This is a genomic window from Nocardiopsis sp. NPDC006832 (genome assembly GCF_040635885.1).
In the GTDB taxonomy this organism is placed as follows: Bacteria; Actinomycetota; Actinomycetes; order Streptosporangiales; family Streptosporangiaceae; genus Nocardiopsis.
This window is the reverse complement of the sequence record NZ_JBEYLC010000027.1, coordinates 1-12,084: the sequence shown is the minus strand read 5'-3', so window position 1 is coordinate 12,084 and position 12,084 is coordinate 1. Positions and strand designations below refer to the sequence as shown.

Here is a 12,084-nt window from a genome sequence, read left to right as displayed (position 1 = left end):
GCTCCAGGCATCACCGCGGGCGCGAGACATTCGGGTGGGCCGGATCAAGCCTGAGCCTCCAGGGAGTCGGCGAAGGCGTTGAAGAACTCGGTGTAGGTCTGGATGCCCTCGTTGGTGTAGGTGTCGACGGGCATGTGGACGATCTGCTCGTCCTCCACGGCGGTCACCTTCGAGAGCGCCTCGGAGCTCGCCAGGATGTTCTCGGCGGTCTCGTAGCCCTCCTCGTCGGCGGCGACGGCGGCGTCGCGGTCCATCACGAGGATCCAGTCGGGGTCGGAGTCGGCGATCGCCTCGACGGAGATGTCGTCGCCCTGGTGGTCTTCGCTGGAGCCCTCGACCTCCAGTGCCGGGGTCAGCTCGAAGATGTCGAAGGCCGGGCCGAGGGTGCGACTGACGCCCGGGGCCAGGTAGCCGATCTCGCCGCCGGAGGTGGTGACGGCCATGACGCTGTCGCCCCCGTCGTAGGCCTCGTTGACCCGCTCGACCGAAGCGTCGAAGTCGGCGATGGTCTGCTCGGCCTCGTCCTGCTTGCCGAAGACCTCGCCCAGGACCTCGACCTGGCGCTTGAGTTCGGCGTCGAAGGGCTCGCCCTCACGCGGGTCCAGTTCGAGGATGGTCGCGTCTGGCACCAGGGAGGCGATGTCGTCGTGGTACTGGGCGAAGCGCTGCCCGTTGACGACCAGGTCGGGTTCGGCGGCGACGATCGCTTCGAGGTCGGGCTCCCGGTGCGAGCCGAGGTCGATGATCGAGTCGTTCCGCGTGTAGTCGATGGTGTCGGGCATGAGGGACACGGCACCGGCGGAGAGCTCCACGCCCCAGTCCGAGAGGGTCTCGAAGGTGCGGTTGTCGAGCGCCACCACCGACGCGGGCGGGACGGCGACCGTCTGCGTGCCGTTGTTGTCCTCGACCTCGACGGTGTCGCTCGCCGCGGCGGTGTCCTCGGTCTCTTCCTGACCGGTGGAACAGGAGGTCAGGGCCAGGGCGGACACCAGGGTGAGGGAGAGCGCCGCGAACGGACGGGGGACGGACTTCATGGAGGTCTCCTTACGAGTTCTTGATGTAGGGGAGCCTAACCTAACTTCAGTATCGAATGCTCAACGGAGTGCAGTTTTGAGACCTTCTCCTCACTTTGCACCGCTTTGACCTGTGCCTTCGTCGGAGAAGTTCGGGTAACTCGCGGGTAGCAAAGTACGATCCACCAAGAATCAGGGGTGCAGGTACCCCTCTTGTGTGACGTACGGGTGCCATGGATTCGCGCCCTCACACCGATTACCGTCGGAGGGCACCGGTCGACTCCGGCTCCACCAGGAAAAGAGCGGTCCCATGCAAGAAGGCACCACGGCACCGACGAAGAGCAGGAGGGGCAGCGACTTCTCGCGGCTCTCCCTGCGGGTTCGGGAAGCCGGACTCATGGAACGCACGCCCGCCTACTTCGCGATCCGGTTGACGCTCATCCTCCTGGCCTACGTCGGTGGATGGACCGCCTTCGTCCTCATCGGACCGTCATGGTGGCAACTGGTCACCGCCGTCGCCCTGGCGGTGGTGTTCGGCCAGGTGGGGCTGGTCTCCCACGAACTCGCGCACCGACAGATCTTCAACGGTCGTCGCCTCAGCGAGGGCGTGGGCCGACTCGTGGGGAACCTCGGGATCGGGTTGGGCTACGGGTGGTGGCAGGACAAGCACACCCGACACCACGCCAACCCCAACCACGAGGAATTCGACCCCGATGTGCAAGCGGACCTGTTCGTGTGGTCCGAGGACCAGGCGGAACAGGCCCGGGGTCTCCCGGCGTTCTTCGGCGGCTACCAGGCCTTCCTCTTCTACCCGGTCCTGCTGCTGGAGGCGCTCAACCTCCACTACGGGAGCGTGCGCGCGTTGCTGCGCCCCTCCACCAAGCACCGCGTTCTGGAGGGTGTGCTGCTGGGCGCCCACTTCGTGATCTATCTCGGAGTGGTCTTCGTGGTCCTCGACCCGCTACAGGCGGTCGCGTTCATCGCGATCCAACAGGGCCTGTTCGGGGTCTACCTCGGCTGCATCTTCGCGCCCAACCACAAGGGGATGCCGACCCTGAAGAAGGGCGAGAAACTCGACTTCCTGCGCAAGCAGGTGCTGACCTCGCGCAACATCCGGGGCGGGGCCTTCACCGACCTGGCGCTCGGTGGGCTCAACTACCAGATCGAGCACCACCTGTTCCCGAACATGCCCAGCCCGCACCTGGCGAAGGCACAGCCGATCGTGCGCGACTACTGCGCGGAGATCGGGATCCCGTACCACGAGACGGGGTTCGTCCGCTCGCACGCGGAGGCGATCACCCACCTGTACCGAGTGGGCGCCCCCCTGCGCGGGAGCGCCCCCACCTGAAGTCGAGGAACCCGGTTCAATCGTGTCGGTCGCGCTCTCGGGCGCGGGCCGACTCGGTGTGCGAGTCCGGTTCGGCGTCCGGCAGCGGCACCGCGCGCAGGATCTCGTTCGCCTCGTTGAACTCGGCGGCCGGCATGGCCCGCAGGGCGCTCACCATCTCCTCGTCCGCCCCCGCGTCCAGCGCGGCGTTCACCACCGTGTCCCGTGTCACCGGGAACCGTACGCCTTCCAGAACATTCCGGAGCCCCGCAAGGCCGCGTTCGACACCCATCACCGCCCCCAACGGTAGAAGGGCCCGGACGCGCCGCCCCGAGGAGCGGAATCGACCGGACCCGCACTGGCAGAGTGGGGCTACCCTGCGCCGTCACTGCTCAATCGCGTGTGTTCCCAGACCTGAGCCATGGTGTCGGCCGTGACCACCGACGCCGCGTGTTTCGCGAGTACGGAGAAGGTGCTCTCCTGGGATTCGCGCAGGTAGGAGGCGGTGGCGTCGGCGACCAGGAAGGTGCGGTAACCCGACTGGAAACCGTCGCGCACGGTGGCGTCCACGCAGCAGTCGGTGGTCAGCCCGCACACCGCCAACCAGGTGATCCCCCGTGAACGCAGTAGCGCGTCCAGGCCGGTTCCGTGGAAGGCCGAATAGCGTCGCTTGACCACCACGTCCTCCCCGCCGGCGGGGGAGACCCGGAACCAGTCCGCGCCGGGGGTCCCGGCCACGCAGGGCTCCAACGGAAGCCGCGTGGCGGTGGACGCGTCGAGCAGACCTCGGAGCCAGAGCGAGGACCACCAAGGGGACTCGGGATCCTGTTCCAGTCGCACCCAGACCACCCGCACGTCGGCCGCGCGAGCCCGTTCGACCAGCCAGGAGATCCGGGTGACGGCGTCCCACACCCGGGACCGTGCCTCCTCGTCCAACCAGGGGAGATGTTCGGGGTCGCCGAAGTCCCGCTGGACGTCCACGACCACCAACGCCGCCTCCTCCCGCGCCGACGGGACCGGGCGAGAGCGCCCGGACACGTCGACGACGTCGAGACTCACGCCGGCGCCCCCGCCGTGGACCGCAGCATCGGCATCACGCGTTCGCCGAACGCCGCGAGGTCCGCGTGGTAGTCGGGGAAGATCAGCATCAGACCGTCCAGCTCGGCCTCCTCGACCATCTCGTTGATCCTCTTGGCCACCGTGCCGGGCGACCCCGTCACGAAGGGGGTCTGGAAGGCCTCGTCCTCCGGGCGCTCGGCCGTCAGCGACAGTGCCTTGTCCGCGGGCAGCCCCCAGGAGCGCTTCATGTTGACGATGGCCTCGATGTCGGCGCCTCGGCCGTACTCACGGCGACGGGCCTCCGCGGCGGCGTCGGTGTCGTCCATGATCACGGTGAGCATCGAGTAGGTACGGATGGTGCGACCCAGGCGGGCCGCCCCGGCACGGACCCGCCGACACGCGTCCCGGAGCCCGGTCAGGTCGTGGGCGGTGAGGAACGACCCGTCGCAGTGCCGGGCCTGGAAGTCCAGCCCGGCCGGGGACCGACCGGCGGCGATGATGGTCGGCGGCGCGGTGGGGTGCGGCAGGGAACGGCAGTCCCTCAGGTCGAAGAACTCGCCGTCCAGGGTCACCGAGTCCTCGGTCCACAACCGGCGCAGCGCCGTGGCCCACTCCTCGGTGTACCGATAGCGGTCGGCGTGCTCCAGGTCCTCACGCCACAGCCCCATCTGCCGGAACTCGTCGGCGTAGGAACCGACGACGATGTTCATCCCGGCGCGTCCGCCGCTGATCTCCTGGAGGGTGGTGAACATCTTGGCGGCCAGGGCGGGGTGGAAGAGGTTGGTGTGGACGGTCGCCCACACCCCGACCCGTTCGGTGGCCTCGGCCAGCCCCGCCATCATCGTCATCGACTCCAGGGTGTGGTCCCAGTGCCCGGTGGCGCCACCGTAGCCGCGCCACTTGCCCATGGACATGACGAAGTCGAAGCCGTGCTCCTCGGCGAGGGTCGCGGAGCGGCGGTTGTAGGCGTAGGTCGCCTCCGGGTGGGGCGCCGTCTCGGACACGATCCAGCCGCCGCTGCCGATGGGCAGGAAGATCCCGTACTCGGTTCCGGGAGCCCTGAGATTCGTCATCGTGGTACCTCGGTTCCTCTCGGGTTCACTCGTCGCCGGGCCAGACGACCTCGGTGGCCACGTGGACCGCTTCCAGGTAACGGGGGTCGAACATGGGCTCCAGGTCCGGGACCGAGTCCAGTTCGCCGCTGTCCTTGAGGATCTCCACCTCGTCCTCGGTCATGCTGAGGTCGATGTAACCGTTGACCTGGTCGTCCGGGGTGGAGCCGCCCACGAGTTCGCGTTCGGTGTCCCACACCTTGAGGTTGTGCTCGGTGTCGTATCCGGCCTCGTCGAGCTCGGCGGCGTACCCGACGCACTCCTCGCCGTTCTCCGAGCAGTGGTCGAAGGCCCGGGCGACGGCGCGCAGGAAGTCCTCGACGACGGTGGGGTGCTCCTCGGCCCACTCGGGGTTCGTGGCCATCACCCCGAAGGAACCGACCACCCCGAAGTCCTCGGGCAACCACTCGGTGTACTTCTCGTCCATGGCGTCGAGCTGGTGCGGTTCGTTGGAACGGAAACCAGTGAGCGCCTGGACCTGGTCGCGCGGCAGCACGGAGGGGTCGTATCCGGCCTCGACCTGTTCGATGGTGTCGACGTCGACCCCGGCCTCGACCAGCATGGCCTCCACGGGTGCGGGCAGCATGCTCTGGTGGCCCAGGGTCTGGCCCTCCAGCTCGGTCAGGTCGTCCACGCCCTGTTGGGTGAGCAGGGTGGAGATGGGCACGTGCCCATAGGTGGCGATGCCCACCACCTCGTGGTCGCGCTCGTTGGCCTGGACGATCTCGGCCTCGTTGCTGGCGGGGGTGAACTGCGCGGTTCCGGCCGACACCAACTGGGCGTTGCCCATCACGTCGCCGTTGCCGGGTTGGATCTCCACGTCCAGGCAGAGCGTCTCGAACAGTCCCAGGGCGTCGGCCGCGATGACCTCCAGCTGGCTGACGGAGGCCTGGTAGTGGTATCCGGTGACGAAGGTGATCGTCCCGGCCCGCTGGTTGTCCATGCAGCGGTCGTCGTCGATGACGGCCGCGGCCGCGTCCTGTTCGGGTGCTTCCTGGCCGCAGGCCGAGGTCAGGAGTGCGCCGGTGAGGAGGGCCGCCGTGAGGCGTCCGGGGCGGATCGGATGGCTCGGGAGGGTCATGTAGGGGGTCTTCCGTTCTCTGTGGGGGGTCATCCGGAGGGATGTCGTCGGGACTCGTGCCAGAACAGCACCCGGCTTTCGATCGCCGTGACCAGCGCGAGCATGGTGAGTCCCATCGCCGCCAGGCAGGTGACGGCGGCGTAGACGAAGTCCAGGCGTGCGGTGGAGGCGGAGTTGCGGATCATGGTGCCGAGGCCTCCGGAGGAACCGGCGGCCACGAACTCGGCGACCACCGCGCCGACCACGGACAGCGGCAGGACGACTCGTAGGGCGGCCAGCGTGTAGGGCAGGCTGCCGGGGAGCCGTAGCCGGAGCAGGACCTCCCAACGGGAGGCGTTCAGTGTCTGAAAGACCTGCAACACGGTCGGGGAGACCGAACGCAGGCCGGTCGTCACGTTGATCAGGACCGGGAAGAACGTGATGATCGCGGTGACGATGACCTTGGGGGCCATCCCGAAGCCGAACGCGACCACCAGCGCGGGCGTGATCGCCACGACCGGGGTCACGTTGAGGACCACCGCGATCGGCATGAGGGCGCGGCGGACCACCGGGACCTCGGACATGACGACCGCGAGGACGAAGGCCGAGATCGCGCCCGCGGCCACACCGGTCAGCGCGATGCCCAGGGTGGACCAGGCGTTCCCGAGGAACAGTGCCGGGTTCTCCACCAGGGCCGTTCCGACCTCGCCCAGCCCCGGCAGGATGTAGGGGTGCGCCTCGGCCACCGCCGCCCACACCGCACCGAGGATCAGCAGGAGGACGGTCGTGGGCAGCCACACGAAGGGGTGGAACACGGAACGGGCGCGGGGGCGCCGTTCGGTCGTGTCCCGTGCGGGTTCCGGGGACGGGGAAGTGGAGGAGGGGCCGATCACCTCGGTGCTCATGACGCCACCGACTCCGTGGCGGTGATTCCGGAGCTCCAGGCGCCGTGCAAGGAGGCCCGGACCCGGCCCTCCACCTCACGCGTGCGCGAGGCCGAGACGACCTCCCGGTCTCGGGGGCGGGGCAGGTCGACGTCGAGGACCTCGTGGATGCGGCCGGGTCGGGCCGACATCACGATGACCCGGTCGGAGAGCACGACCGCCTCGTGCACGGAGTGCGTCACGAACACGACCGTGGTGGCCCGCCGCTGCCACAACTCCAGGAGCTGCATGCGCAGGGCCTCGCGGGTGAACTCGTCGAGGGCGGAGAAGGGTTCGTCCATCAGCAGCACGTCCGGGCGCAGGCCCAGGGCGCGGGCGATGGCCACCCGCTGGCTCATACCGCCGGAGAGCTGGTGCGGATAGCGGCGGGCGGAGTCCTCCAGCCCGACCGCGCGCAGCAGGTCGTCGGTGGACTCGGGTGGTGTTCCGCGTCGGCGGTTGACCATGGTGGGCAGGGCGATGTTCTGGCGGACGTTCAGCCAGGGCAGCAGGGCCGGGGTCTGGGGGACCAGGCCGATCGCCTTGCGTCGACACATCTCGCGGGGCGTACGGCCGAAGAGGGACACGTGGCCGTGGTCGGGGACGGTGAGCCCGGCGATCACCCGCAGCAGGGTGGATTTGCCGCAACCGCTGGGGCCGATGAGGCTGACGAAGCGGCGGTGCGGGATCTCCAGGTCGATGTCCTGGAGCGCGGGCCGGTCGGACGCTCCACCCCGGTAACGCTTGGTGAGGTGGCGTATCTCGATGTCATCGCTGGTCACAGTGCGTCCACCCGGGTGGGCGGAGCGTTCTTCATCTGGGCATGCGTTTCCATGCACCCTCCGGGGCGTGCTCGGGTAGGGGGTCCCAAGGACGTCAAGGGGAGTGCGGGCGGAAGCGCATGGGACGTCAGCGGCCCGCGGGGTCGTTGACCCGTCAAAGGTAGGAGTGCTTCATTGCCGTTCGGTGAACGGGTGGTCACGGACTGATATCGCGCGGAAGGTTTCCTTCATCATCGCCGACCAGAACCGTATGGATCCTTCTCTGTTCGAGGGCCGCGGACAACCAGCTTCCCTGGCTGAGGAGGTGGGAGAGATCCGGGCTCAGCGCGAGGATCAACGTCGCGTCAGGGAAGTGGGCGTCCCGTAACCAGATGAGTTTGAAGGCGTCCGCGATGACCTTGTTGCGATGCGCGGACTTGACGCGCCCGCCGGCGCGGGTGGCCTGGACCAGCACCCTGGGCGGGTCGCGGTCGGCCCCGTCGACGCCGACCCGGACGCCGTCGGGCAAGGTGAAGCGGCGTGGGGCCAGGGGCGTTCCACACTTGGCGGAGAGCGCCTCGATCATGTTCAGGACGGGCGGTGTGGGGTGGCCGGAGGGGGTCTGCGTCGGTTCTGTCATGAGTGGGACGGTAGTGCACGGAAAGCTTGCCGTGTCGCCCTTGTGCTCATGTGAATCGCCGGTGCCCGGGGTATGCCGGTAAGGGTCGTCGCCGCCCGGACCCTCAGTTCGCCCCGGGCCAGACCAACTCGGATCCCTCGTGGACCGCCTCCAGGTAACGGGTGTCGAAGAGGGGTCCCAGATCGGGGACCTCGTCGAGTTCGCCGTTGGCCAGCAGGGTCTGCGCCTCCCGTTCGGTCAGTTCGAGGTCCACGAAGCCCCGAGGCTCACCATCGGGGGTGGAGGAGGCCACGAGTTCGCGCTCGGTGTCCCACACCTTGAGGTTGTGCTCGGTGTCGTAGCCCGCCCGGTCCAGTTCGGCCGCGTACCCCACGCATGCCCCGGCGGCGTCCTGACAGTGGTCGAACGCGTGGCCGACGGCCCGGAGGAAGTCCTCGGTGGCGGTGGGGTTCTCCTCCGCCCAGACGGGGTCGGTCACCATCACCCCGAAGGAGCCGACCACCCCGAAGTCCTCGGGCATCCACTGGGTGTACTCCTTACCCAGGGCGTCGAGTCGATGCGGTTCGTTGGAACGGAAACCCGTGAGGGCCTGGACCTGGTCGCGCGGGAGCACGGAGGGGTCGTATCCGGCCTCGACCTGTTCGATGGTTTCGAGATCCACGCCGGCCTCGACCAGCATGGCCTCCACGGGTGCGGGCAGCATGCTCTGGTGGCCCAGGGTCCGCCCCTCCAGTTCGGTGAGGTCGTCGACGCCGGTCCCCGTGAGCAGCGTGGAGATCGGCACGTGCCCGTAGGTGGCGACGCCGATGACCTCGTGGTCGCGCGTGTCCGCCTGCAGGACCTCGGCCTCGTTGCTCATCGCGGTGAACCGAGCGGTCCCGGCGGACACCAGTTGGGCGTTGCCCATCAGGTCGCCGTTGCCGGGCTGGATCTCCACGTCCAGGCACAGGGCGTCGAAGTACCCGAGGGCATCGGCGGCGATGACCTCCAGCTGGGTGACGGAGGCCTGGTAGTGGTAGCCGGTGACGAAGGTGATCGGCCCGGACTCCCGGTTGACGTCGCACCGCTCCTGGTCGATGGCGACGGCCACCTCGGGGGTGTCGGCGTCCTCGCCGCAGGCCGTGGCGAGGAGGGCGGCGGCGGTCAGGACCGCGGCGGGTCCGAGGAGGCGGAACCGCTGCTGAGCGGGGACGGGCATCGGCTGGTTCTCTTTCGTTTCATCCACGGGTGGGGCGTCGGGAGTCGTGCCAGAACAGCAGGCGCTTCTCCACCAGGGTGACCAGGGTGAGCAGGAGCACGCCCATGGCCGCCAGGCAGGCGACCCCGGCGTAGACGTGGTCCAGGCGCGCGGTGGAGGCGGAGTTGCGGATCATGGTGCCGAGGCCGCCCGAGGAACCGGCGGCCACGAACTCGGCGACCACCGCTCCCACCAGGGACAACGGAACCACCACGCGCAGCGCGGCCAGCGTGTAGGGCAGGCTGCTCGGGACGCGCAGTCGCAACAGCACCTCCCAGCGGGAGGCGTTCAGGGTGCGAAAGACGTGCAGGACCGGGAGGGGCACCGAACGCAGGCCGGTGGCCACGTTGATCAGCACGGGGAAGAACGTGATGATCGCGGTGACGATGACCTTCGGCGCCATTCCGAACCCGAACGCGACCACCAGCGCCGGCGTGATCGCCACGACCGGGGTCACGTTCAGGACCACCGCGAACGGCATCACGGCCCGGCGCACCATCGGGATCTCCGACATCAGCAGGGCCAGCACGAACGCGCTGCCCGCGCCCACGCCCACGCCCACCAGGGCGATGCTCAGCGTCGCCCAGGCATTCTCCAGGAACAGCGGAGGGTCGCCGACCAGGGCGGATCCGACCTCGCCCAGCCCCGGCAGGATGTAGGGGTGCGCCTCGGCCACCGCGGACCAGGCCAGGCCGAGCACGACCAGGACCACGGTGGCGGGCAGCCACGTGGCGGGGTGCAGGACCGAACGTCGACGGGCGCCGCGCGCGGGCGCGGCGGGCGTGCCCTCCGGGACGGGTGGGACCGTGGCGTTCGGAACCGGGGTCGGAGGTGTCGAACCGAGGTCCCCGGTGCCGTCGGCCTCGTCGGTGACGCGGGTGGCGATGCCCGCCTCCTCTCTCACAGCGGAACGAGGTCGTCGGGGGCGGCGCCGGCCTTCCACGCGCTCTGCAACGAGGCGCGGACCCGGTCCTCCAGATCGTGCATGTGCGGCCCCTTCACGACCTTCCGGTCACGGGGGCGGGGCAGGTCGACGTCGAGGACCTCGTGGATACGACCGGGGCGGGCCGACATCACGACGATCCGGTCGGAGAGCACGACCGCCTCGCGGACGGAGTGCGTCACGAACACGACCGTGGTGGCCCGCTGCTGCCACAGGCCCAGGAGTTGGTACTGCAGGGCCTCGCGGGTGAACTCGTCGAGGGCGGAGAAGGGTTCGTCCATCAGCAGCACGTCAGGGCGCAGGCCCAGGGCCCGGGCCACGGCGACGCGTTGGAGCATGCCGCCGGAGAGTTCGTGCGGGTACTGGCCGGCGGCCTCCTCCAGCCCGACGGCGCGCAGCAGTTCGTCGGGGGAGTCGATCTCCGAACCGGCGCGGCGGTTGACCTTCCCCGGCAGGGCGATGTTCTGACGGACGGTGAGCCAGGGCAGCAGGGCCGGGGTCTGGGAGACCAGGCCGATGGCCTTGCGTCGGCTCGCCTGCTTCGGGCTCCGGCCGAGCAGGGAGACCTGTCCGGTGTCGGGGTGATCCAACCCGGCGAGGATGCGCAACAGGGTGGACTTGCCGCAGCCGCTGGGGCCGATGAGGCTGACGAACTGGCGGTGGGGGATCTCCAGGTCGATGTTCTGGAGCGCGGGGCGATCCGGGCGTGCGCCCGGGTGACTCTTGGTGAGGCCGCGCACCTCGATCCCGGCGGTCACCGTGGCTCCACGGCGGTCGGCCGGGCGCCCCCGGCCCGGGTGTGGTGTCGCACTGTGCACTCTCCAGGTGTTCGTCCTCGGCGGGTACGGACGGGCCGTAGGGCCCCTCATACCCGCCGGTAGGTCCCCACTTGAGTGACGATAGTTCACCGCGTTTTCTTCCGTACCGCCGCTGTGCCCTTGTTCACCTGGGGCGGCGGGGTGCGAAACCGGAGGTCGCCCGGCCGACGTGGCCGTGTTCGACCATCCCGGGCCGAGGTGGATCGAGGGTCCGACGAGTCACCCCCGGGCGGCCCGCAGCATCCGCAGCTGCCCGATCTCGGCGGCGTTCTTCATGAGTTCGGCGTTGACCCACCAGGCCGTGTCCGCCCGGGTCCGTCCCTCCGGCCAGGGGAAGGCCGTGGGAGCGTCCAGGTCGATCCCTTCGAGGGCCTCGCGCCACTCCGCCCCCAACTCGCGCAGCCAGGGCACGGCACGCTCCTCGCCCGGCCAGGTCACCTCGGTGCGTTCCCGTACCGGGCGTTCCAGGACGTGGTCGAGGGTGACCGACCACCACCAGCCGATGTGCCAGGTGATCCAGGCGATGGTCGGTACCGGGATCGGGTCGGGTTCGGTCTCGGCCCAGTCCGGGTGCCACCGGCCGTCGGCTTGTCGGTGCACGGTCCAGCGGAGCGGAGCGGGCTCCCAGAGGTGGTCCTGCGGATCCAGGCGTTCCAGGTGGTACTCGAACAGCGCCCAGGTCATGTCGTACTGGTCGCGCAGCAGGTCACGTCGAGGATCAGGCATGCGCCCAACCTCTCACGCGGTACCGCCCCGGGAAAGCCCTTTTCCCCGGGGCGGCCGAAGCACCGGGACCTACAATGTCGAGGGTGTTCGACAGAGTGAGGAAATGGCTGGGAGAGCACGTGCTGCTGGTCGACACGATCAGCGTCGCTCCCTTCCTGTTGCTGACCGTGGGCGCGTACCTCGGTGCCCTCGGCACGGGACCCTCGGATGCCTCGCTCGTTCGCACGGTCTTCGCGGTCGCGCTGTTGCTGCCCCTGGTGCTGCGGCGGGCCTTGCCCATGACGGTGTTCACGGTCATCGCCGTCGTCGCCGCGGTACAGATGGTCTCGCCGGTCGGGTTGATCCTCGCCGACCTCGCGCTCTTGGTGGCCCTGTACACCGTCGCGTCACTCAGTGATCCGGTCCGGGCGACCGTCGCGCTGGTGGTGGTCGAAGCCGGTTTCCTGGTCGCCCTCCTGCGGTCCG

At 69.2% G+C, this 12,084-nt stretch carries 13 protein-coding genes and 1 pseudogene; 2 read left to right on the top strand and 12 right to left on the bottom strand.

What is annotated here, in order from left to right; genetic code table 11:
• Positions 1-44 precede the first annotated feature (44 nt).
• Positions 45-1,034, bottom strand: a complete 990-nt coding sequence (locus tag ABZ717_RS14675; RefSeq protein WP_358509750.1) for an ABC transporter substrate-binding protein — start codon at positions 1,032-1,034, stop codon at positions 45-47.
• Positions 1,035-1,410: 376 nt separating this feature from the next.
• Here ABZ717_RS14675 and ABZ717_RS14670 point away from each other — a divergent pair, with 376 nt between their 5' ends.
• On the top strand, positions 1,411-2,361 hold the full coding sequence (locus ABZ717_RS14670) for an acyl-CoA desaturase (protein ID WP_358509907.1): 951 nt from the start codon (positions 1,411-1,413) through the stop codon (positions 2,359-2,361).
• A gap of 16 nt (positions 2,362-2,377) precedes the next feature.
• Here the strand turns inward: ABZ717_RS14670 and ABZ717_RS14665 are convergent, their stop codons facing one another.
• The 11 genes from ABZ717_RS14665 to ABZ717_RS14615 all read right to left on the bottom strand — a co-directional run bounded on the left by ABZ717_RS14665 (position 2,378) and on the right by ABZ717_RS14615 (position 11,619).
• Positions 2,378-2,632, bottom strand: a complete 255-nt coding sequence (locus tag ABZ717_RS14665; RefSeq protein WP_358509904.1) for a DUF2795 domain-containing protein — start codon at positions 2,630-2,632, stop codon at positions 2,378-2,380.
• A gap of 80 nt (positions 2,633-2,712) precedes the next feature.
• Positions 2,713-3,399, bottom strand: a complete 687-nt coding sequence (locus ABZ717_RS14660) for an isochorismatase family cysteine hydrolase (RefSeq protein ID WP_358509748.1) — start codon at positions 3,397-3,399, stop codon at positions 2,713-2,715.
• On the bottom strand, positions 3,396-4,472 hold the full coding sequence (locus ABZ717_RS14655; protein ID WP_358509745.1) for an LLM class flavin-dependent oxidoreductase: 1,077 nt from the start codon (positions 4,470-4,472) through the stop codon (positions 3,396-3,398). The genes ABZ717_RS14660 and ABZ717_RS14655 overlap by 4 nt, the downstream gene beginning before the upstream one ends.
• Before the next feature lie 25 nt (positions 4,473-4,497).
• Positions 4,498-5,592, bottom strand: coding sequence for an ABC transporter substrate-binding protein (locus ABZ717_RS14650; protein ID WP_358509743.1), 1,095 nt, complete (start codon positions 5,590-5,592; stop codon positions 4,498-4,500).
• A gap of 29 nt (positions 5,593-5,621) precedes the next feature.
• Positions 5,622-6,476 carry an ABC transporter permease gene (locus ABZ717_RS14645; protein ID WP_358509741.1) on the bottom strand — a complete coding sequence of 285 codons (855 nt, stop codon included), beginning with the start codon at positions 6,474-6,476 and terminating at the stop codon, positions 5,622-5,624.
• Complete coding sequence (locus ABZ717_RS14640) at positions 6,473-7,276, bottom strand: ABC transporter ATP-binding protein (RefSeq protein WP_358509738.1); 804 nt, start codon at positions 7,274-7,276, stop codon at positions 6,473-6,475. The genes ABZ717_RS14645 and ABZ717_RS14640 overlap by 4 nt, the downstream gene beginning before the upstream one ends.
• A gap of 196 nt (positions 7,277-7,472) precedes the next feature.
• The gene (locus tag ABZ717_RS14635; RefSeq protein WP_358509736.1) at positions 7,473-7,895 is read right to left on the bottom strand and encodes a hypothetical protein; all 423 of its coding nucleotides are present in this window, start codon (positions 7,893-7,895) and stop codon (positions 7,473-7,475) included.
• A gap of 103 nt (positions 7,896-7,998) precedes the next feature.
• A complete protein-coding gene (locus ABZ717_RS14630; RefSeq protein WP_358509733.1) occupies positions 7,999-9,093 on the bottom strand; it encodes an ABC transporter substrate-binding protein in 1,095 nt (364 codons plus the stop codon).
• A 19-nt stretch (positions 9,094-9,112) separates the two neighbouring features.
• The gene (locus tag ABZ717_RS14625; protein ID WP_358509730.1) at positions 9,113-10,036 is read right to left on the bottom strand and encodes an ABC transporter permease; all 924 of its coding nucleotides are present in this window, start codon (positions 10,034-10,036) and stop codon (positions 9,113-9,115) included.
• A complete protein-coding gene (locus ABZ717_RS14620) occupies positions 10,033-10,833 on the bottom strand; it encodes an ABC transporter ATP-binding protein (protein ID WP_358509727.1) in 801 nt (266 codons plus the stop codon). The genes ABZ717_RS14625 and ABZ717_RS14620 overlap by 4 nt, the downstream gene beginning before the upstream one ends.
• A gap of 279 nt (positions 10,834-11,112) precedes the next feature.
• The gene (locus ABZ717_RS14615; RefSeq protein WP_358509724.1) at positions 11,113-11,619 is read right to left on the bottom strand and encodes a DinB family protein; all 507 of its coding nucleotides are present in this window, start codon (positions 11,617-11,619) and stop codon (positions 11,113-11,115) included.
• Positions 11,620-11,702: 83 nt separating this feature from the next.
• Here ABZ717_RS14615 and ABZ717_RS14610 point away from each other — a divergent pair.
• Positions 11,703-12,084: pseudogene (locus tag ABZ717_RS14610) on the top strand (sensor histidine kinase); the annotation flags it as partial.

Coding starts and splice junctions, on each gene's coding strand:
- ABZ717_RS14675 (WP_358509750.1), bottom strand. CDS start 1,034: ATGAAGTCCGTCCCCCGTCCGTTCGCGGCGCTCTCCCTCACCCTGGTG.
- ABZ717_RS14670 (WP_358509907.1), top strand. CDS start 1,411: ATGGAACGCACGCCCGCCTACTTCGCGATCCGGTTGACGCTCATCCTC.
- ABZ717_RS14665 (WP_358509904.1), bottom strand. CDS start 2,632: ATGGGTGTCGAACGCGGCCTTGCGGGGCTCCGGAATGTTCTGGAAGGC.
- ABZ717_RS14655 (WP_358509745.1), bottom strand. CDS start 4,472: ATGACGAATCTCAGGGCTCCCGGAACCGAGTACGGGATCTTCCTGCCC.
- ABZ717_RS14650 (WP_358509743.1), bottom strand. CDS start 5,592: ATGACCCTCCCGAGCCATCCGATCCGCCCCGGACGCCTCACGGCGGCC.
- ABZ717_RS14645 (WP_358509741.1), bottom strand. CDS start 6,476: ATGAGCACCGAGGTGATCGGCCCCTCCTCCACTTCCCCGTCCCCGGAA.
- ABZ717_RS14635 (WP_358509736.1), bottom strand. CDS start 7,895: ATGACAGAACCGACGCAGACCCCCTCCGGCCACCCCACACCGCCCGTC.
- ABZ717_RS14630 (WP_358509733.1), bottom strand. CDS start 9,093: ATGCCCGTCCCCGCTCAGCAGCGGTTCCGCCTCCTCGGACCCGCCGCG.
- ABZ717_RS14615 (WP_358509724.1), bottom strand. CDS start 11,619: ATGCCTGATCCTCGACGTGACCTGCTGCGCGACCAGTACGACATGACC.